Raw genomic sequence first — 18924 nt, 5'->3', positions numbered from 1 at the left:
TCCGATTCACCTCACACTTTCATCAAGACGAGCCCGATGATGACGAGCCCAATCCCTGCAATTTTTTGACGACTGATTGGTTCCCGGAAGACGACGAAACCGATCACTGCCGTGAGTGCCGTCCCAACCCCGCTCCAAAACGCATACGCGAAGCTGAGCGGGATGGTGAAGAGGGCAAGTGATAAGAGATAAAACGCCGTCACATAACCGAAGGCGACCCCGAGAATCGGGAGACGGCTCGTCGAGGTGGCATTCACTTTCAACATGCTCGACCCGAATAGTTCCGAGGCGATGGCCCCGATCAAATAGATGAATCCCATATTACAATTCTCCTTGAAGCAACTCATCACATGCCTCCCGAATGAGTGTCGCCGCACGGTCCTTGAACGATTCGCTATATCCATACAAGACAGCGAACCAAAAGCCGTCACAGAGAAGGCGAAGTTTCAAAATCGCATCCTGATCCGGTCCGTCGACAGCGAATCGTTCGTCCCAACCGATCGACACGTCACTCCAAATCGACTCGCTCGTCGCATCTTCTTGCGAGGAGATGAAGACGGCGACGAGGTCCATATCTCCATGATCGACATCATCCAACGTCGCCAGTGCATAGGCACGGGTAAACGGATATGGACCGTCCGATAGATGTGCGGTGATTCGTTTCTCGAACGTCTCAATGGCGAATTCGTTCATCTGTCGCAATAAGTTGGCCTTATTGTCGAAATGGTAGAGGACACCGGCTTTCGTGATTCCTGCTTTCGTCGCCAATCGTTCGAGCGACAACTGGCTGATCCCGTCCTCTCGAATCATCTGGGCGGCTGTCTGTAGCAACAATTGTTTTTTACTCATCCAATCACACCTTTCAAGACTTTACTGACCGTTCAGTAAAGTTAGTCTATCAAAATTTGCGAGGGGTTGTCGAGATAGAACATTGATGGAATAATCAGGGAAAAGGGGGCGTGACATGGGTTCACATTTGATGCATCTCGTCATCGCGAACGAGATGTTACCAGCGTTATCGGAGATTGATGAGGTCGCATTTTTGCTTGGTAGTCTCGCACCGGATGCAACGACAGACAAAGAGGCATCCCATTACTACGCAGGACGCCATGATGATTTATCTCGACGCTTGGATCTGTCCCAATATTGGATTGACAGCAAGGAGGAAGACTTCTCATATCGACTCGGCTATTACGCGCATCTCGTCGCGGATGAGATTTGGTTGCAAGGATTCTATAAAGGTTGGTTGAAAGAGCTCATCACCCAGGACCCGTCAAAACAGGCGGCCTATTATGCGGACTTTGATGCACATAATGCTCGTCTCTCGGACCGACTCGGGATGTTCGATTTTGAACGCTTAAAAGGAAATCCAGAGCTCGTTGAACTGGTCGAGAAAATCGAGCGGGACGCGGCGATGACGGAGGAGGGGACGTACACGATGTTCCTCCCGCATCAATTGGATGGCTACGTGGATACGTGTGTCCGCCGCTGTCTTGAGATGGTCAAACGGAAGCGGGCGATGCTCGTATGAACAAGCGATACGCACCATTATACGCAACGCTCGGACTCTTTATCGTGACGGTGATCACCTTCCTCACCTTGAACGGTCGGGTATTCCCGAACCTCGAATTGATGATGGTCATTTGGGTATATCTCGCGATTGACATCGCCTTGTTCGCCACGTTGATTTGGGGTCTGTTCACGAAGGATCGAATCATTAAAATCTACACGCTGCTTGCGACAATCGGGTTGATGATTCCATTGTCAATTTGGATTTTCCTGTTGCTGTTGGCGAACGGAATCTCGGAGGCGTGAGATAGATGGATGAACCTAAGAACATTCCGTTTCTAATGCGTCGCGTACCATTTTTCATATTAGCAGCCCTCATGGCCCCGGTAGCAATCGTCCTTTTAATTATCTATTGGCGAGATTTGGACGATGATTTACGATTTGGACATCTCATTTTTTCGGTCATTTTATCCTTATTTTTCGTGGTAGACCTTCTACCGAGAGGGATTACACAAACCGTATTATTGGCGTTCACAATCACATGTGTTTGGTTCATCACCTATATTGTGTTTCGAGGTAAAAAGAGGGCACGGCACGATAAAGATTGAGCCTTAAACTAAATGATGTGAACTCAACCGAGAAAGTGGACCTCCACTTTCTTTTTTTGTGCGTGCATCTATAGAAAGAAATTTTTTCCTATCCGAATCTTGTCAAATTGGCATTGCGTATCCTAATTTTGTTTGTTATGCTACTTGATGAAAACGACAATGATAATCATTATCACTGATAACGAGAACGCGAGAATAGACATACATAACCAACGTGGCTCGTTTTTGGTGGGAGGATCATTGAAACTTACATACAGAGGAGATGGATGAAGTGGGGAAATTCAAGATTTCACTCATGTTGACGTTGCTCGTCTTCGTACTCGCCGCATGTGGCGGAACGAGTGAGACGAAGAAAGAAGAAAACGTCGACGGCGCAACAAAGACAGAGACGGTCGAAATTACAGACGCACACGGCACAATCGAGGTACCGGTCAACCCGGAGAAGGTCGTCGCCCTTGATAACCGGACGTTTGAAACATTGGCAGCATGGGACATCGACTTGGTGGCGGCACCAATCGGACTCCTTCCAGCAGAGTCGCCATATGCATCAGATAAAGACATCGCAGACGTCGGCATGCACTTCGAGCCGAACTTAGAGGCGATTGCAGGAGTTGACCCGGACGTCGTCATCGTCGGTCAACGTTTCGCGGATTACTACGAGGACATCAAAAAGTTGGTACCGGAAGCAGCGGTCATCGATTTGAACATCGAGATCCCAGAAGATTCAGGCACACCGGGTGAGATTTTAGTCAAAGGATTGACAGACACGACACTCACACTCGGAAAAATCTTTGACAAAAACACAGAAGCCGAAGCCATCGTCGCTGACCTCGACAAGTCGATTGAAGACGCGAAAGCGGCATACAACGGAAAAGACACAATCATGTCGGTCATCGTATCGGGCGGAGACATCGGGTTCTCAGCACCGGTAACGGGACGCGTGTTCGGACCGATGTACGACATCTTCGGATGGGTCCCAGCCCTTGAAGTCGAGAAGACGACAGGTGACCATGAAGGTGACGAAGTATCCGTCGAAGCCATCGCGGAAAGCAACCCAGACTGGTTGTTCGTTCTCGACCGTGACGCACCACTCGGTGACGCAGAAGGCGCAGTACCAGCCGAAGACGTGATCGACAACGCGCCGGCGCTTCAAAAGACGACGGCTGTGACGAAAGAGCAAATCGTCTATGCCCCGAAAGACACGTACTTGAACGAATCGATTCAAACGTACGCGGAATTCTTCAACAGTGTCACGGAAGCGCTCGCGAAGTAAGGTTCCGTCATGCAAAAACCATTGACAGCCAGGGTTGAGACGATGTCTCAGCCCTCCTTTTCTAGATTGTGTACGAAGTCGTTCGTGTTCACCGTGATCATCGTCCTCGGTTTGGCGGTGCTGTCGCTTTTTACCGGGGTGTACGATCTGTCACGGACAGACGGCTTCGATATGTTTTGGATCACCCGTGTCCCACGGACGGTCGCCCTCATGCTGACGGGTGCGGCGATGGCGATGGCGGGGCTCGTCATGCAGCTCATCACGCAAAACCGACTCGTCGAACCGACGACGACGGGGACGCTCGAATGGGCGGGACTCGGACTGCTCACCGTTTATTTACTCGTACCGGCACCGAGCCTCATGATGCGTATGACCGGGGCAATCGTCTTCTCGTTTATCGGGACGATGGTCTTCTTCTGGTTCTTGCGTTCGGTCAAACTTCGTTCATCGCTCATCGTGCCGATCATCGGGCTCATGTTAGGGGCGGTCATCTCCGCTATCTCGACGTTCCTCGGTCTATTCTTCCGGGCAAGCCAGGCGATCGAGGGCTGGTTCGTCGGTTCGTTCGCCTCGGTGCAAATCGGGCGCTACGAGTATCTATGGGTCATCATCGTCGTGACGGTACTCATCTTCTTACTGGCGAATCGCTTGACGCTCGCGGGATTAGGGGAAGACATCGCGACGAGTCTCGGCGTGAACTATAACCAGCTCATGATGATGGCGACGGGGCTCATCGCCTTATCGGTCGGTGTCGTGGCGACGGTCATCGGGAATTTGCCGTTCCTTGGACTCATCGTCCCGAACCTCGTCTCGATGTTCCGTGGGGATGATTTGCGCAGCAACCTGCCATGGGTCTGTCTAGTCGGGATGGGTGCGATTCTCGTCAGTGACTTGATCTCACGGACGATCATCATGCCGTTCGAACTCCCGGTCTCCTTGATTCTCGGGACGGTCGGGGCAGTCGTCTTCATCATGATCTTGATGCGACAACGGAAGAAAGGAGGGGTTCGATGAGTACGGTCATAGAACGAGACGGCGTCGAAGTCTCGATTGGGGAATTGAGAGAAGAACGTCACGCCTCGGCGTTTCAATCGAAACGGGCGAGCAGGCGCTATTGGGTCTTCTTAAGTGCCTTCATTCTCGGCGGACTGTTGTGTGCGCTCGGGCTTCTCCTTTATAACAATCCGGTCCCGATGGACTCTCCGTCATTCGTGCCGGTCGTGGAACGGCGAATCGTCGCCATCGTCACGATGTTGATTGCGGCACTCTGTCAAAGTCTTGCGACGGTCGCATTCCACTCCGTGACGAACAACCGCATCATCACGCCATCACTCCTTGGATTCGACGCGCTGTACTCGACGATTCAGACGAGCATGGTCTTCTTCTTCGGGGCAGGGGCGTTGATCGGCTTCTCGGGGACAAGCGCCTTCTTGACACAGGTCGGCCTCATGGTGACGATGAGTCTCCTCCTTTACGGATGGCTCTTGTCAGGGAAATACGCCAACCTGCAGCTCATGCTGCTCATCGGGATCATCATCGGGACGGGTCTGAACTCGGTGTCATCGTTCATGCGCCGTATGCTCGCCCCGTCCGAGTTCGATATCCTGCAGGCGCGGCTGTTCGGTTCGGTGACGAATGCCGACGTGGCGTACTTTCCCATCGTCATCCCAATCGTCGTCATCGCCGGGACACTCTTGTTCCTGTTCTCGAATCGATTGAATATCGTCGCACTCGGTAAGGACGTCGCGACGACGTTCGGGGTGAACCATCGGAGGAGTGTCATCTACACGCTCGTCCTGATCTCACTCCTCATGTCCGTCTCGACGGCGCTCATCGGACCGCTCACGTTCTTCGGATTCTTAGTCGCGACGCTCAGCTATCAGGTCGCCTCGACGTATGACCATAAGTACGTCTTTCCGATGGCGTTCGCCCTAGGGTTCTTCGTCCTGACGAGCGCATATTTCTTCATGTATCACATATTCCAGACGCCAAGTGTCGTCTCCGTCATCATCGAACTGTTCGGCGGACTCATCTTCTTGGCCGTCATTCTAAGGAAGAGGTCGCTATGATTCAAATCGAACAAGTCAAAAAATCGTATACAGACGATGTCCACATCGGACCACTCACGCTCGATATCCCGAAAGCCGGATTCACTTCATTGATTGGACCCAACGGAGCGGGCAAATCGACGACACTCATGATGATCGGACGGTTGCTCAACTTAGACGAGGGTCAGATCCAAGTCGCCGGCATGGATGTGTCGAGCACGAAGTCGAAAGACTTGGCGAAAATCATCACCATCCTGCGCCAAGAGAACCACTTCGTGACACGGCTCACGGTCCGACAACTCGCCGGGTTCGGACGTTTCCCATACTCGAAAGGGCGCCTCACAAAAGAGGACGAGGCCATCATCTCGAAATATATCGACTTCCTCGATTTGACCGCGCTCGAGAACCGCTATCTCGACGAGCTCTCAGGGGGACAAAGGCAGCGTGCGTATGTGGCGATGGTGCTCTGTCAGGAGACGGAATACGTCCTCCTCGATGAGCCGCTCAACAACTTGGACATCGCTCGTTCGGTACAGATGATGGAGTATTTGCGCCACGTCGCCGACGAGTTCGGACGGACGATCGTCACGGTGCTCCACGACATCAACTTCGCGGCGAAATATTCGGACCGCATCTGTGCGATGAAAGACGGACAGATCGCTGCGTTCGGAACGGTCGATGAGATCATGGACGCGAAGATTCTATCCGATATTTTTGAGACGAAACTGGAAATCATCGAAGGGCCGTATGGGCCGATTGCGGTGTACTGAGTCATCAGAAATTGAATCGTTGTACAACGGTAACTTTAAACCGCAGTATTATCAATACTTCAGTTACATCAAACTAAGGAGGATTCACATGAAAATTGACTGGACACCGATCACCAAAGTCGTGGCCGAGGCACCGGATACATACACGTTCCATCTCGCCTTGCCACCTGAGTTCACGTGGCAAGAGGGGGCGCACACGCACCTCGCGCTCGAAGGGTTCAACGCCGGGGACAAGCCGGACCGAAGCCTCGTCCGCCATATGTCGATCTCGACATTGCCACACGAAGGGGCGATCGGCATCACGACCCGCATCAAGTCCGAATGCTCGACGTTCAAATCGATCCTTCGCGACATGGTACCGGGGGACAAGGTCGCCTTGTTCAAGACACATTCGAACGTCCCACTTGAACGGAGCGGGAAGAACGTCTATCTCCTATCGGCAGGTGTCGGACTCGCGACATTCCGTCCGATCGTCCTCGAGTACTTGGCGAACGGTGAAGGTGTCCCGCACCTCCATTCGTTAAACGTCGATTCGTCGAAGGCGTATCTGTTCGGTGACGTCTTCGAATCGAACGAGCACTTCACGTCAGAGTTCGTCCCGAGTCGGAAAGACTACTACGAGCGCGTGGAGAGGATGGCATCCGACAAGGACGCCTTGTTCTACATCGTCGGCAGTGACGAGCTGTTGCGTGAAACGATCCAGGTGCTCCGGACGAACGGGGTGGCCTGTGACAATATCAAAATCGACAAACATGATTTTCAGCGAGAAGACTTTTTAGGCTGACACTCAAACCGGGGACACGTGCCCCGGTTTTTTCGTGCACAGTTGGACGAAGCGCTCGAAGATGCCACGTCCGTCCGGCGTTCCGATCGATTCGGGGTGGAACTGGACGCCGTACGTCGGATGCGTCGGGTGCTCGAGTGCCATGATGACACCGTCTGTCGTCTCGGCCGTGACCGTCAGTTCGGTCTCTTGTACGACGAGCGAGTGATAGCGCATGACGTCCATCGACAAGCCATCGAAGAGGACGCCTGGCACCGTATTGATCCGTGAGACTTTCCCATGCATCACCTCGTTCGCCCGACCGACGACTCCACCGAACGCCTCAGCGATGACCTGGTGACCGAGACAGACCCCGAGAATCGGGATGTAACCGGACAGTTGTCGCACGACCGCGAGCGAGACACCGGCGTCTTTGGGACCACCGGGACCGGGAGAAAGGATGATGCCACTCGGGTTCATGCGACGGATTTCTTCTATAGTATGTTCATCATTCCGGATGACGCAGACGTCACTGAAGCGGGCGACGTCCTGATAGACGTTATACGTGAACGAATCGTAGTTGTCGATGAGGAGAATCATGCGAACACCTCCAATAGGGATTTGGCTTTATGCAGCGTTTCTTCATATTCCGATACCGGGTCTGAGTCATAGACGATGCCGGCGCCGGCTTGGACGTGGGCCGTGTCACCTTGGACGACCATCGTCCGGATGGCAAGGGCGAAGTCGAATCCGCCCCGGACGTCGAGATAGCCGACCGCCCCGGCGTAGACTTCCCGTTTCACCGTCTCAAGCTCGTCGATCAACTGCATCGCCCGAATCTTTGGAGCCCCGGAGACGGTACCTGCCGGAAGACAGGCACGGAGCGCATCGATTGGGGTCACATCGTCACGTAAATCCCCTTCGACTTCGGAGACGAGATGCATCACGTTTTTGAATCGTTCGAGCTCGATGTGTTTCGGGATGGTAACCGTGCCGACTTTCGCGACCCGCCCGATATCGTTCCGTCCAAGGTCGAGGAGCATCCGATGCTCGGCGAGTTCTTTCTCGTCTTGAAGGAGTGACTCCGCGTGACGCATGTCTTCCTCGACGGTCTTCCCACGTGGGCGTGTCCCGGCGATCGGGTTCGTCGTCACTTTGCCGTTCTCGACCCGGACGAGACTCTCCGGTGATGCACCGAGGACGATTGCTTCCCCGAGGTCGATGTAGAACAAGTACGGACTCGGATTTTGTTTCCGCAGCGTCCGGTAAAAGTGGAATGGGTCCCCGGTGAACGTCGCGTCGATTCGTTGCGACAAGACGAGTTGGAACACCTCGCCCGCAAGGATCGCCTCTTTTGCCTGGAGCACACGGTCGATAAATTCGTCCTTCGGCGTCAAGATGCGCTCGCTCGTCCGGACGACTGGTTCGAGGGCGTGCGTCTCCGGTGTCTCGAGCTGTTCCCGGATGGACTCGAGTCGCATCGTCGCATCCGTCTCACTCGTATCGATCAGGATGACCTGTTCCTCGAGGTGGTCATATAAGACAATCGTCTCATAGCGCTGGAAGAGGGCGTCCGGCAAATCACGCGTCACGGTCGGCGTGTTTGGGATCGGTTCATATACCCGAAGCAAGTCGTAGCCGATATAGCCGACGGCACCGCCGATGAACGGGTACGGTGCAGTGAAGTCGTCACGTGTGATGCGTTCGGATAAGGCATGGAGCGGGTCGTCCGCATAGACCGTCCCCGTTGCATCTGTCACGTCGTTCCCATCGACTCGGATCGTCTCGACCGGGTTCGCCGCGATGATGGAGTAGCGGCCGTGCTTGCCTTCCGCGCGACTCTCGAGTAATACCTTTCGTTCACCTTGCAGCCGGTGGAAGATTGCCACCGGTGTGAGTTCGTCACCATTGATCATCCGTTGTTGCATCAACATCTCCTCCTTAAACTAAAAAAATCTCCCCGTCCCGCATGCCCAATCGGACATGAAGGACGAGGAGATTCCCCGTGTTGCCACCTTCGTTGAAAGACGCCTTGTCTTCCCACTCATCGCGAACCATCATTCGCTGTCCCCGATAACGGGAGGACCCGTCAGAGCCTACATGTCGGTCTGAACGCTCAAAAGCCCATTCACGCAAGGCACGACACCGGTTCGCATCGACCACCGGCTTTCTGGAGACGTCCCTTCGCGCTACTCTTCTTTCTCATCGCGAGTTCGTATGAATGTTATCGTTACTTTAACGGGATAAAGATGCATTGTCAAGCATCATTTGATCGAAGCATGCTCCACCTGACGTTTTCCGATGAACGTGAACGTGATCCCCAATGCCAGGAGGGGGAGGAGCCACCACTTCGTATAGAAGAAGAGGGTGCCCCGATACATGAACCACTCCATGCCCAAGTAGGCAATCAGGGTGACCAAGGGAGCGATAGACAAGCGCTTCAAGTGTAATGCGATGGCGACCCCTAGTCCGATTGTCAACGTTGGGACAATCACGAGCTGCCAAAGATATGGGTCAATATAGTGAAACATGGAGTGTCCTCCTTTTAATGATTAGACATGACACATCAGATAGATTTCTTCGTTTTCAACAATCCGACGAAGATGAACGAGAACAAGAGTGAAATCAGCGGGAAGATGATATTCCACGAACTGAGATGGCTGACATCGAACGGACTGTGGTCATAATAGACGGCAAAGTACGTCAATTCGATGATGGCGTTCAACAAGAACGTCACCACAGGGCCGACCCAGATTCGTTTCATGATCATGGCGGCTACGACACCGCCGCCGATGGTGAGGATCGGAACGATGACGAGTTGCCATAAGAACGGATCGATATAGTCAAACATGGAGCATCCCCCTTATAACGATTTGTACCCTAGGAAATATGGGCGCCACATCGGGTCATGGATCGAGTTGATTTGAAGCATCTCGCCCCCGGCATGGATGAAGAACTCGTCATCGAGCATGATGCCGATGTGGGACGGACCCGATTTGTATGTGCCGGCGAAGAAGATGATGTCCCCGCGACGACCACTCGTGATCCCTGTCCGTTTGTTCTTGAAGTGTCCGCTATACCAATAGCCCGACACGTTCGTGCGACCGCCGATCTTCCCGGCCTGGTTCGCCGCATAATGGATGAGACCGGAACAGTCGAACCCACCGTTCAGCGGGGACTGCGAGCCCCATGTGTACGGCGTTCCGAGATGTTTCACGGCGGCGTTGATCAGACGCTCTTTTTGGGAATTGTCCCGTTTCTTCAACAAGGCATCCTGCTTGATGCGAATGTCTTTCGTCTTGACGTAGACGGGACGCCAGTCGTACTGGATGAGATACGAGTCGCCACTCTTCCCACGTGGGTAGATGCGACGACCGGCATCGAGATAGCCGATCGGACGAGTGTCGTTCGGGTTGGCGTAGAACGGCGTCTTCTTCGTCGTCCCGTAATGGGCGGCCGTATAGACGCTCGCCGGTTGGATCGCCTTCGGTTTCGTCTCGGCGATATATGGGTTCAACACGTAGACGCGTTTCCCGGACGGAAGACGGACGTGCCAGAAGTCGGCATCGATCGAGCGGAGCCCGACAAGTTTCGTCCCGCGTGGCAATGTGCCGGCCGGACGACCGTATGCGACGTCAGCCGAGAAGTACGGCGTCCCGTTGAACTGTGTATAGAAGACCGTTCCTGCCTTCGGCTTCGCGGTCGGTTTCGAGACGGCGAGGTAGCCCGTCGCGACATAGCGATACGTCCCGTTCAGACGGATGCGCGTGTAGTAGCCGCTCGTCCCGAACGTTTCGACGATTTGCCCGCGTTTCAAAGAACCGACTTGTTTCACGACGGACGTCGAGGCGTACACTTCGACCTCGTTATAACGAGAGTACCGCATGCCCGTCGATTCGAAGCGAGGCGGTTTTTTCGTGCTCGTCACGCTCGTCGGGATAAAGTAGTAGTTCCCTTGCGTAAAGATGCGGGTATAATTGCCCTTCGTCCCGTAAATGGTGACGAGTTGTCCGCGCTTCAGGCTGAGGGACGTCTTCGACGACAGGACCGTCCGTGCGTAGACCGGCGTGTCTTTCGTGATGTATCGTTCACCTGTCTTGAGCGGTGCCGGTTTTGTCTTGCCGAGCGATTTTGTCTCGACGAACAGGAACTGGCCGCGCGTATAGATGCGTGTGAAGTCACCGTCCGTCCCGTAAATGGTGACGAGCTGACTCCGTTTCAGCGACCCGACGACTTGTTTCTTGTCCATTTCCTGATAGACGTTGATCGCGGCGAGCGCATAGCGGCTGCCGGTCTTCGTGTAGCGTGGCATCTTGTCGGCGAGCACGTCGCGTTTCATATAGACGTAGGCGCCGTCTTTGAAGAGCCGGGCGCTGTCTCCGATGGTGCCATAGACGCTCGTCTGTTCACCGCGGACGAGGGAGCCGATGATCTTGCCGGACGCATCGGTGTAAGGCGATGTCGTCAAGACGAACTGGGTGCCCGTCTTGATCGGACGAGTGCTCGTCGCATCTAAGGTGACATAGCCGAAGCCTTCCGCCGTCTCGATGCGAAGCATCGAACCGACGACAAAACCGTCGAGCGTCTGCCCGGCTTCAAGCTCGGCGATTGTTTCCCCGTCTGGAGCGGACAAGACGACCGCACCTGCTTTCGCGTAGCGGGTCACGGCTTCCGGCATCTTCTCGCCGAGGGCGTCACGGGCGACATACGTTCCGTCCGTCGTGAGGAGAAGGTCGCCTTCGAGGTCAAAGACGTCGACGGCTGTCCCGATTGGGAGGGTTGCGACGGGGTTACCGGAAGCGTCGAGCGCATCCGTTTCCGTCTGGGTGTAACGTGTGACGGCATATCGGACGTCGTCATTTCGAACGAATCCGTTCTGCGTATCGACCGTGACGGACGTATGGGTCTCGGTCACGTCCTGGATGTCGACACGCTTCGGCTCATTCGTGACGAGCAGGATACTGGATTCCTCCGGGTCGGCATAGAGCGTCGTGCCGGTAGGGAGCATGGCGTCGGACCCGACCGCCTGTGCGGTGAGAGTCCAATAAAAAGTAAAGAGAACAAGCAAACTGAAGATTCGTTTCAAACGTTCCACCTCGATTCATGAAATTTACATTTTTTAGTATATACATAGTGGAGGTGAAAAAGGTTGTTTATTTCGATAAAAGGGAAATGATTGAAGGAATCTGTGATCAGCATTCCACTCGTTCGTTTTCGACCATCTGTGCTATGATAAACGGGGAAAGGAAGGGACAACTATGGAGACACTCAACATGAAACAACTTTCTGACGACCGGTCGGCCCATCAGGTGGCCGGCGATCTCGACGCGATGCGGGCGCTCATGCACGACTCGTTCCGATATGTCGATTCGAGCGGGCGTCAGTTCGATAAAGAGACGTTCTTGGACCAGTTCGTCGACCCGACAGCGATTCAATGGATCGCACAGGACACGGTCACGTTCGATGAGACGGTACGCGGCGACCTCGCCGTCGTCCAACTTTTGTTAGAAGAAAAATTCATCCTCGGCACGAACGCCTACGAAGGTCGGTTCTGGATGCTTCATCTTTATGTGAAAGAAGATGGCGTCTGGTTATGGCAAGGCGGACAGGCGACGATGATCAACGAAGGCTAAGCGTTCAGGCACTCCCATCAATGGAGTGTCTTTTTTATTAAATGAAGGAAATGTGAATTTGAAAAATATATGCCTATTTTAGAAAAAATTATGTACCCTTTTTAAAAAGGACAGATTATAATAAATTTGTAAACGATTGTCATTATTCTTGAGGGGGACCCTACTTATTATGAAGCAACCGAAATATGCAGCACTTTTCCTAGCTGCCACACTCGCATTCGGAGGTATCGCGCCTTCGACAATCGTCAACGCAGAAACGACGGAAGACGTGACTGCACCTGACGCACCTGTATTATCTGCACCACTCCACACATCGACATCACTCACGATCACTGGTGAAGTGGCTGCGAAAGCGGAGATCTTGATCAACGGCAAGACGTACGTCCGTACGATCCTTGAAGGTGGCGAGGCCGTCTTCAAGATGTCACCACAGTCGGTCGGCAAAGTCATCGACGTCCGTCTCGTCGACGCGAGCGGCAACATCAGTGAGACGACACGCGCCATCGTCGCCGAAGACCCAGAAGCACGTCCGGACGCACCGGTCATCAAACCGTTGACGGAAACGTCGCGTGAAGTGCGCGTCGTCGGGGAGCCGGGACAATACGTCGAGCTCTCAATCGGCAGCAACACGTATAAAGGGAAGTTCGATGCGAACGGTCTCTATCGCCGTGGCATCGCGCCGCAACCGGCCTACTCATGGCTTTCGGCGAAGACGATTACGACGAAAGGTGCGACGAGCGACGTCTCGAAACGCAGTGTCTATAAAGACCGCATCGCACCAAAGCCGGCGACATTGACTCAATCGGTGACGGCGGCATCATACGGCGTCTTCGGAAAAGCCGAACCATTTGCGACGGCCATCGTCAAGATCGGTACGAAGTCATACACGGCACCGGTCATGTCGACCGGGAAGTTCATCGTGAAAATCCCGCGTCAAGCGATGGGGCAGAAGATGTCACTCGTCATCCGTGACGGTGCAGGCAACGTCAGCCAACCGAAGGCGATCACGGTACAGCACGCGCTCTATAACAACTTCCATCGTGTCTACATGGAAGGCATGAAGTTGACGGTTCATAAAGAAGTCTTCTATGCAGATTCGACGACGAAATACGCGGACACGTTCGTGCCACTCTTCGTCGGACATCCGTCGAAGTCGGGCCTCGGCTTCCTCCTCAGCAGCTACACGGAGGATGGCTCGGTCGCTGGATTTGAGAAGTTGACGCTCCGTGTCGGTCGTGCGACCTATTCTCAAAACATCAACGATTATGAAGTCTACTATGAAGAGTATGAGGACGGCTCGGTCGAAGAGTCATACTTGTTCCAGCCAGATTCGAAACTCATCAGCTTCGTCGACAAGTACGTCCGTCCGGAAAACCGGATCACGGTCATGGTCCAAGGAACGGATTACGACCTCGAGTTCAACCTATCGGGTGCGGAGAAACGCGCATTCATCCAATCGCTTCAATACGCAGGATACTAATTCCTTAGGACCGGTGGAGACACCGGTCTTTTTGGTGAACGGAGTTGCATCATGAAAGACAAGCGAGATCTCATCTATTCGCTCAAACCACTGCCGGTGACCCCAATCTCCTCAAGTCGATTCCTATGGTGGATGAAAGCATTTCTTCTATTATTACTCCTCGGTTGGTGCATGACGATGCTGAACGTCGTGAGTGAGAACTCGACGGAGCGTTACATGAAAAACGAGTACGGTGTCGAGGAAATCTATTTCATGGAGGAAGAGCGCTTCTATTATGTGATCGATCGCCAGTTCAAGTTCGAGCGGTTCTCGAGCGCAACCGAAGACCATGGATACTTACGGATCGAGCAGATCGACTACACGGACCGATACGGCAACAAGGTCGACTTTCGCTTCATCAAGGTCGCCGGGATCTTCTTTGACCGGACCGACCATGAGGCCAATTACCGCGTGCTCGAGCGAAAGAAATCAAGTGAGCGACCATTCGACGAATGAGTCGACATCTTGTCGAAACATTTTTGTTACATTTTTGAAACATAAACCGATAATTATCGTAGAACGATGTGGGGCACACGCTCCAAAACAAACGAAAGAGGGGAAAACATGAAAGCACGATTCAAGCAGTTCGTGGCGATGGTGACGGTTCTCGTCCTCGTCCTTTCGTTCCTGCCGCCAGCACTCGCTGACAGCGGAAACGGGATGACCAATGCCACATTACTCACTCCGGGGGAAGCGGTCGAATTCACGACCGGCACGGACCCGGTCAACACGTATTGGTTCAAGATGGAACGAGAGACGTCCGCGATGACACATATGGAAGTCACGTTCGAATCTTCGAAGCTCGCGAACATCAGCGTCTATCCGAGCGCCGACATGGCGGCGAAGGATGAGACGTTCGACCGTTACCGCGCGAGCGCGACGAAGGAAGAGGAAGAACAGACGGCCAAGATCGAATTCCCGTTCGCATGGGAAGGTCCATACTACATCAAGGTCGAGTATATGCCGATGGATCTCGGAGAAGAAATTCCAGGCGAAGAGATTCCAGGGGATGTGCTCCCGGTCGATGGGGAAGAGCCGACAGACCCAGGCATGCCGGATCTCGCGTCAGACATCAAGCTCGTCGTCAACCCGGTCAAACTCCCGGTCAAATACGAGCAGGTCGGCGGCGACATGTGTGCCGTCGAGTCGATCGTCCAACCGGCACCGGAACGTGACTCGATGCTCAAGCTCATCCGTCGCGTCCAAAGTGAAGTACTCGGCACGTCACAGAAAGGTCGCGACTTGTCGGCCCTTTACTACCGTGCCTCACCGTATATCGTCAAAGCGATCACGTTTGACGGCGAGAAGCGCAAAGCTGCCCTCACCGACTTGAAGACGCTCCGTCCGTTGTTGACGGCACTCGTCGACAAGAAGGCGTATACGCTCAAAACCCAGGACGCGGCGGCAATCAACCGTCTTCACGCCTTGGTCGACGCAAGCGTACCGACTGCGCTACAAGGCGAAATCGGTGAGATCGCGACAGCGCTCGAGATGGACTCGCTCGCCGGGACTCCGGTGACGGACCTCTTCGGCAAAGTCGGGATGACGATTCAAACGGACGGCAGTGACGCACCGCGTTACATCGTCAAATACAAATCGTCACCAAACACATCGATTGGCAAGATGAACGCGATGAGCGACGTCTCGGCCGAGCGTATCGCCATCGGGAAACCGTCTGATTACTTCGCGCTCGTCGATGTAGAAGAAGCGTCGACGAAGATGCAGGCTCAGGCGAAGTCGACGCTCGAGTCGGACCGTAACGTCGAGTATATCGAGCCGGTCCAGACGTATCAGTCGTTCGCGACCGACGTCAGCCTCGACTACCAATGGGCGATCAACCAGAAGTCGGTGCTCGAGCCGTTCGCGAATGCAGGGATCGGCCTCGACAAGTATGAGGCGTTGAACTTGCCGAAACGCTCGATCAAAGTAGCCGTCCTCGACACTGGGGTCGACCATCGTCTCCTTGACCTAAAAGGTAAGGTCGATGTCGCAAACGCGAAGAACTTCGTCGACCCGAACGGGGAAGGCGACGCGATCGATGACCACGGTCACGGGACGCACGTCGCCGGCGTCATCGGTGCGACACGTGACAACGGCGTCTCGATGCGCGGGATCGTCCCGAACGTCTCGATTCTGCCGGTGAAAGTGCTCGATGCGGGCGGTTCTGGGGACACGGACCAAATCGCACTCGGGATCAAGTATGCGGTCGACGCGGGGGCGAAAGTCATCAACATGAGCCTTGGCGGCAACGAGAGCCGTACGCTCGGTTACATGTTGAAGTATGCGTATGACCGTGGCGTCGTCATCGTGGCGGCGACAGGGAACGATGCGCAGTCACGCGTGTCGTACCCGGCATCATCGAAATACACGATCTCGGTCGGCGCGACAAACGCCTTCGGGATCGTCTCGGATTACTCGAACTACGGAATCGGGGTCGACGTCGTCGCACCGGGCTCGAAAGTAGCGAGTCTCGTACCGGACGGGAACGTTGTCTATATGGACGGGACGAGCATGGCGACACCACACGTCGCTGCAACCGTCGCGCTCCTCAAGTCGTATCACCCAGATCTTTCGGTCGAAGACGTACGGACGCTCTTGCAGCGGACGGCAGACCCGATCGCCTTCTCGGGTGGGGACGCACCGTACGACCCACGCATGAGTGACGGGTTCGAGTATGTGTTAGAAGAATTGGGCATGACGCTCCCGGCGTATTACAACCCGGTGAGCGGGTTCGGGAAGGCGAACGTCTACCGCGCCGAGTCGATGCTCAAATTGAACGCCTCTGGCGCGAACGCACAGGACAATTCTACGACGTTCAAGGCGAAAGTCACGTCGGGGACGACGGTCCGCGTGTATAAAGGAGAGAAGTTGATCGGACGAGGCACGTCGAAACAGACGATGGCGGCCTTCTCGATTCAACCGCAAAAAGCAGGAGCGGTCCTTCGCGTCGTCTATACGAACGGGAAGTATGAGACGAGCGAACGTGTCGTCGTGAAAGCCGGCGCACGTCCAGGGCAACCGACGGTGAACACGCTCCGTTCTGGCGCGAAGTCGGTCACGGGTCGCGGTGAAGCCGGGATGCGTGTCGTCGTCCGCAACAGCAACTATCAACTGTTGGGACGCGGAACGGTCCTCCCGAACGGCACGTTCTCTGTGAAGACACGTGCGCTCAAGAAAGGCGAGACGATCAACGTCCACATCGAGGACTTGAAAGGTCGCCCAGGAAAAATGAGCAAGACGACTGTACGATAAGAGAATTCAATAGAAGAGACGGGTATGCCGAGTGATCGGGATACCCGTTTTTTGATGGGATGAGAGGAGACAAAATAAAAGAAGAGGTCGAAACCCCCTCTCAACAAGATTAATATGAAATTCGAGTGCCCTTCTGTGTGTAGGAAAGGTATACGCTACTAGAGTTAATAGAATCAATCATCTCACTTTTAGTATAGGCTTTGTACCCCGAACCCATCCATCCTTCGTCAACTTTAACTAAATCAGGCGAGAATTCTCCCTCCTCTAAGCGTCTCGGGGCGAAGCCCGGCGTAGGCGGGTGATGAATCGCCCGGTCCAAAACTCTTCTCTCCCTGTGACAGATATAACGAACAAAAGTTCGTGATTCCGTCAGATTCGTCCTCCCCCTCCACGGGTATCGGACGAGGAGGATACATCACGATCTTCTGGAGGGAGGAGGGACGGACATGCTGAAAGGCTACACATACAGGCTCCATCCGACGCCGGCACAGGCCGATTTCTTGGTCCGGACGATCGGCTGCACACGCTTCATCTACAACAAGCTGCTCGAGGACCGGATCGCCATCCGCGAGGAGGCGAAGGCGGGGAGCGGAACGAGACGGAAACCGGCGACACCCGCCTCCTACAAGCCCCTCTTCCCGTTCCTCGCCGAGGCGGACAGCCTCGCGCTCGCGAACGCGAAGCTGAACCTCGACACCGCGTTCGCGAAGTTCTTCGCCGGGACGGGCGGCTTCCCGGCCTTCAAATCGAGACGGCGGTCGCGCGCCTCCTACACGACGAACAACCAGCACGGTACGATCCGTATCGAGGCGGGCAAGGTCCGTCTGCCGAAGGTCGGGTTCGTGCGGTTCACACAACATCGCCCGTTCGAGGGCGTCATCCGGTCGGCGACGGTGTCGATGACGAGGACGGGCAAGTTCTTTGTCTCCATCCTCGTCAAACAGGACGATGCACCATGGATTCCAGCCAAGAACAAGGTCGGGATCGATCTCGGTTTGGAGCACTTCGCCGTCATGACGAACGACGAGATGGTCTCGGAGAAGATCGAAAACCCACGCTTTCTCCGAAAATCCGAAGCGAAGGTCAAGAAGGCGCAACGGGCGCTGTCGCGAAAGAAAATCGGAAGCAAGAATCGTGAAAAAGCCAGGCTGATCCTCGCCAAGAGACACGAGAAAATCGCAAACCAACGCAAGGACTTCCTTCACAAACTGTCGAAACGGATCGTTGACGAGAACCAAGTCATCGTCGTGGAGACATTGAAGTCAAAGGATATGATGAAGGATCACAAGGTAGCGAAGTCGATTGGAGATGTCAGCTGGTATGAGTTCGTCCGGCAACTCGAATACAAATCAAACTTCTACGGACGGACGCTCATCAAGGCAGATCAATGGTACGCATCCACGCAAATCTGTTCTTCTTGCGGCGTAAAAGGCGAGAAGAAGACGATGGATGTTCGTGAATGGACGTGTGCCTGTGGCGCGCATCATGACCGTGACATCAACGCGAGCATCAACCTGTTGATGTTGGCTGACTGACAATCCTTCAGGGC

Annotated in this window: 19 protein-coding genes and 1 other annotated feature; of the genes, 12 read left to right on the top strand and 7 right to left on the bottom strand. The window is 54.3% G+C overall.

Annotated features, from left to right (window positions below):
• Positions 1-11: 11 nt before the first annotated feature.
• A complete protein-coding gene (locus EAT1B_RS05605; RefSeq protein ID WP_012727174.1) occupies positions 12-320 on the bottom strand; it encodes a multidrug efflux SMR transporter in 309 nt (102 codons plus the stop codon).
• A 1-nt stretch (position 321) separates the two neighbouring features.
• Positions 322-849: a TetR/AcrR family transcriptional regulator gene (locus EAT1B_RS15625; RefSeq protein ID WP_012727173.1), complete on the bottom strand. Its 528-nt coding sequence runs from the start codon at positions 847-849 to the stop codon at positions 322-324.
• Positions 850-964: 115 nt separating this feature from the next.
• Between EAT1B_RS15625 and EAT1B_RS05595 the strand changes: the two genes are divergently transcribed.
• From EAT1B_RS05595 to EAT1B_RS05560, 7 genes are all read left to right on the top strand, one after another.
• Positions 965-1531, top strand: a complete 567-nt coding sequence (locus tag EAT1B_RS05595; protein WP_012727172.1) for a zinc dependent phospholipase C family protein — start codon at positions 965-967, stop codon at positions 1529-1531.
• Complete coding sequence (locus EAT1B_RS05590; protein WP_012727171.1) at positions 1528-1815, top strand: hypothetical protein; 288 nt, start codon at positions 1528-1530, stop codon at positions 1813-1815. The genes EAT1B_RS05595 and EAT1B_RS05590 overlap by 4 nt, the downstream gene beginning before the upstream one ends.
• A gap of 564 nt (positions 1816-2379) precedes the next feature.
• Positions 2380-3390: a siderophore ABC transporter substrate-binding protein gene (locus EAT1B_RS05580; protein WP_041917931.1), complete on the top strand. Its 1011-nt coding sequence runs from the start codon at positions 2380-2382 to the stop codon at positions 3388-3390.
• A 9-nt stretch (positions 3391-3399) separates the two neighbouring features.
• Positions 3400-4404 carry an ABC transporter permease gene (locus tag EAT1B_RS05575; protein ID WP_012727168.1) on the top strand — a complete coding sequence of 335 codons (1005 nt, stop codon included), beginning with the start codon at positions 3400-3402 and terminating at the stop codon, positions 4402-4404.
• Complete coding sequence (locus EAT1B_RS05570) at positions 4401-5459, top strand: iron chelate uptake ABC transporter family permease subunit (RefSeq protein ID WP_012727167.1); 1059 nt, start codon at positions 4401-4403, stop codon at positions 5457-5459. Before EAT1B_RS05575 ends, EAT1B_RS05570 begins: the two co-directional genes overlap by 4 nt.
• Positions 5456-6208, top strand: coding sequence for an ABC transporter ATP-binding protein (locus EAT1B_RS05565; protein WP_012727166.1), 753 nt, complete (start codon positions 5456-5458; stop codon positions 6206-6208). The genes EAT1B_RS05570 and EAT1B_RS05565 overlap by 4 nt, the downstream gene beginning before the upstream one ends.
• An 88-nt stretch (positions 6209-6296) precedes the next feature.
• Positions 6297-6992, top strand: coding sequence for a ferredoxin--NADP reductase (locus tag EAT1B_RS05560; protein ID WP_012727165.1), 696 nt, complete (start codon positions 6297-6299; stop codon positions 6990-6992).
• Positions 6993-6995: 3 nt separating this feature from the next.
• Here the strand turns inward: EAT1B_RS05560 and EAT1B_RS05555 are convergent, their stop codons facing one another.
• From EAT1B_RS05555 to EAT1B_RS05535, 5 genes are all read right to left on the bottom strand, one after another.
• On the bottom strand, positions 6996-7571 hold the full coding sequence (locus EAT1B_RS05555) for an aminodeoxychorismate/anthranilate synthase component II (protein ID WP_012727164.1): 576 nt from the start codon (positions 7569-7571) through the stop codon (positions 6996-6998).
• The gene (trpE, locus tag EAT1B_RS05550) at positions 7568-8899 is read right to left on the bottom strand and encodes an anthranilate synthase component I (protein WP_012727163.1); all 1332 of its coding nucleotides are present in this window, start codon (positions 8897-8899) and stop codon (positions 7568-7570) included. Before trpE ends, EAT1B_RS05555 begins: the two co-directional genes overlap by 4 nt.
• 55 nt (positions 8900-8954) lie before the next feature.
• Positions 8955-9186 (bottom strand) — a binding site (T-box leader).
• Positions 9187-9235: 49 nt separating this feature from the next.
• Entirely contained in the window at positions 9236-9502 is a 267-nt protein-coding gene (locus EAT1B_RS05545; protein ID WP_012727161.1) for a hypothetical protein, read from the bottom strand.
• 35 nt (positions 9503-9537) lie between these two features.
• Positions 9538-9822, bottom strand: coding sequence for a hypothetical protein (locus EAT1B_RS05540; protein WP_012727160.1), 285 nt, complete (start codon positions 9820-9822; stop codon positions 9538-9540).
• A 12-nt stretch (positions 9823-9834) separates the two neighbouring features.
• Positions 9835-12066: a C40 family peptidase gene (locus EAT1B_RS05535; RefSeq protein WP_148209458.1), complete on the bottom strand. Its 2232-nt coding sequence runs from the start codon at positions 12064-12066 to the stop codon at positions 9835-9837.
• Positions 12067-12229: 163 nt separating this feature from the next.
• Here EAT1B_RS05535 and EAT1B_RS05530 point away from each other — a divergent pair, with 163 nt between their 5' ends.
• The 5 genes from EAT1B_RS05530 (at position 12230) to tnpB (ending at position 18910) form a co-directional block, all read left to right on the top strand.
• A complete protein-coding gene (locus EAT1B_RS05530) occupies positions 12230-12604 on the top strand; it encodes a nuclear transport factor 2 family protein (RefSeq protein ID WP_143180225.1) in 375 nt (124 codons plus the stop codon).
• A gap of 169 nt (positions 12605-12773) precedes the next feature.
• On the top strand, positions 12774-14084 hold the full coding sequence (locus EAT1B_RS05525; protein WP_012727157.1) for an Ig-like domain-containing protein: 1311 nt from the start codon (positions 12774-12776) through the stop codon (positions 14082-14084).
• Positions 14085-14135: 51 nt separating this feature from the next.
• Positions 14136-14579: a hypothetical protein gene (locus EAT1B_RS05520; protein ID WP_012727156.1), complete on the top strand. Its 444-nt coding sequence runs from the start codon at positions 14136-14138 to the stop codon at positions 14577-14579.
• Between the two features lie 108 nt (positions 14580-14687).
• Positions 14688-17375 (top strand): peptidase S8, encoded by a 2688-nt coding sequence (locus tag EAT1B_RS05515; RefSeq protein WP_012727155.1) that lies wholly within the window; start codon positions 14688-14690, stop codon positions 17373-17375.
• A 446-nt stretch (positions 17376-17821) separates the two neighbouring features.
• On the top strand, positions 17822-18910 hold the full coding sequence (tnpB, locus tag EAT1B_RS05510; RefSeq protein ID WP_012727154.1) for an IS200/IS605 family element RNA-guided endonuclease TnpB: 1089 nt from the start codon (positions 17822-17824) through the stop codon (positions 18908-18910).
• The last annotated feature ends 14 nt before the right edge of the window (positions 18911-18924 follow it).

The organism is Exiguobacterium sp. AT1b, from assembly GCF_000023045.1.
In the GTDB taxonomy this organism is placed as follows: domain Bacteria; phylum Bacillota; class Bacilli; order Exiguobacteriales; family Exiguobacteriaceae; genus Exiguobacterium.
Note: the sequence above shows the minus strand (reverse complement) of the source record. Positions and strands in the feature narration are given on the sequence as shown.

Excerpts from the sequence above, each read along its gene's own strand:
- EAT1B_RS05605 (WP_012727174.1), bottom strand. The coding sequence starts at position 320 with ATGGGATTCATCTATTTGATCGGGGCCATCGCCTCGGAACTATTCGGG.
- EAT1B_RS15625 (WP_012727173.1), bottom strand. The coding sequence starts at position 849 with ATGAGTAAAAAACAATTGTTGCTACAGACAGCCGCCCAGATGATTCGA.
- EAT1B_RS05595 (WP_012727172.1), top strand. The coding sequence starts at position 965 with ATGGGTTCACATTTGATGCATCTCGTCATCGCGAACGAGATGTTACCA.
- EAT1B_RS05590 (WP_012727171.1), top strand. The coding sequence starts at position 1,528 with ATGAACAAGCGATACGCACCATTATACGCAACGCTCGGACTCTTTATC.
- EAT1B_RS05580 (WP_041917931.1), top strand. The coding sequence starts at position 2,380 with ATGGATGAAGTGGGGAAATTCAAGATTTCACTCATGTTGACGTTGCTC.
- EAT1B_RS05575 (WP_012727168.1), top strand. The coding sequence starts at position 3,400 with ATGCAAAAACCATTGACAGCCAGGGTTGAGACGATGTCTCAGCCCTCC.
- EAT1B_RS05570 (WP_012727167.1), top strand. The coding sequence starts at position 4,401 with ATGAGTACGGTCATAGAACGAGACGGCGTCGAAGTCTCGATTGGGGAA.
- EAT1B_RS05565 (WP_012727166.1), top strand. The coding sequence starts at position 5,456 with ATGATTCAAATCGAACAAGTCAAAAAATCGTATACAGACGATGTCCAC.
- EAT1B_RS05560 (WP_012727165.1), top strand. The coding sequence starts at position 6,297 with ATGAAAATTGACTGGACACCGATCACCAAAGTCGTGGCCGAGGCACCG.
- EAT1B_RS05555 (WP_012727164.1), bottom strand. The coding sequence starts at position 7,571 with ATGATTCTCCTCATCGACAACTACGATTCGTTCACGTATAACGTCTAT.
- trpE (WP_012727163.1), bottom strand. The coding sequence starts at position 8,899 with ATGCAACAACGGATGATCAATGGTGACGAACTCACACCGGTGGCAATC.
- EAT1B_RS05545 (WP_012727161.1), bottom strand. The coding sequence starts at position 9,502 with ATGTTTCACTATATTGACCCATATCTTTGGCAGCTCGTGATTGTCCCA.
- EAT1B_RS05540 (WP_012727160.1), bottom strand. The coding sequence starts at position 9,822 with ATGTTTGACTATATCGATCCGTTCTTATGGCAACTCGTCATCGTTCCG.
- EAT1B_RS05530 (WP_143180225.1), top strand. The coding sequence starts at position 12,230 with ATGGAGACACTCAACATGAAACAACTTTCTGACGACCGGTCGGCCCAT.
- EAT1B_RS05525 (WP_012727157.1), top strand. The coding sequence starts at position 12,774 with ATGAAGCAACCGAAATATGCAGCACTTTTCCTAGCTGCCACACTCGCA.
- EAT1B_RS05520 (WP_012727156.1), top strand. The coding sequence starts at position 14,136 with ATGAAAGACAAGCGAGATCTCATCTATTCGCTCAAACCACTGCCGGTG.
- EAT1B_RS05515 (WP_012727155.1), top strand. The coding sequence starts at position 14,688 with ATGAAAGCACGATTCAAGCAGTTCGTGGCGATGGTGACGGTTCTCGTC.
- tnpB (WP_012727154.1), top strand. The coding sequence starts at position 17,822 with ATGCTGAAAGGCTACACATACAGGCTCCATCCGACGCCGGCACAGGCC.